Consider the following 818-nt stretch of genomic DNA (forward strand, 5'->3'; position numbering starts at 1 on the left):
GGGGGCAGGGGGCAGGTGCAGGGGGCAGGGGGCAGGTGCAGGGGGCAGGGTGCAGGGGGCAGGGGGCAGGTGCAGGGGGCAGGGGAAAAGAAGATTTTCTATGCCCATCCCCACTTTCTCAGCCTTGAATAACAAAGTTTTGTATAGTTTTTCTAACCAAATAGCTAGGAACCTGGTTAATTTCAGTGGGTTTTACGTAATTATTGATTTTTTTAACACAACGATCGCTACAATAATCTAGGAGAGATCAAATCCAAGAGTATGGCAGATGCTCACGCAGCTATTGCAGTGGCTTAACAAGTTTTCAAACCACCCCGTTGGTGACAAGCAGAGTCTTGCTTTCAAGGCTGCAAGGGGATTGGAGGAGGCACAACAACCTCCTGAGTTAACTAATGGGGATCTGGAAGTTCTATTTACCCAATTGTTAGCAGGTGTAGAGCAAGGACGGGGACAACAATGGGCGATCCAATATTTACAACGGATGGAGGATCGCATCACTGTTGAACAGTGGATCGATTGGCTGCTGATATTTGGCGAAAAATTGCTTTTATCACCAGCGCCTAATCATCAGTTAGCAAGACAGATGATGCAATTAGGCGAACTGGGAATTGGCAAGGTTGGTGAACTTTCTTACGACATTGGTATCCGGTTGTTGACAGGAGAATTGGCTCAACCCGACCAAGAGGATGAAGCAAGTGAAAGCACAACGCCTGAAATGCTAGATATCCCACTAGATTCACCAGGACAGGAGCTGATACGTAATTTAGGGGAATTGTTATGGGAGTCTGATGTAACCATCAACCCAGAATTTGAAATTA

1 pseudogene is annotated in these 818 nt (G+C 46.7%); it reads left to right on the forward strand.

The annotated features are described in order from the left end of the window. Window positions 1-358: 358 nt before the first annotated feature. Window positions 359-818 (forward strand): annotated as a pseudogene (locus VB654_RS11730) (hypothetical protein); the annotation flags it as partial.

The organism is Nodularia sp. UHCC 0506 (assembly GCF_034931045.1).
Classification (GTDB): domain Bacteria; phylum Cyanobacteriota; class Cyanobacteriia; order Cyanobacteriales; family Nostocaceae; genus Nodularia.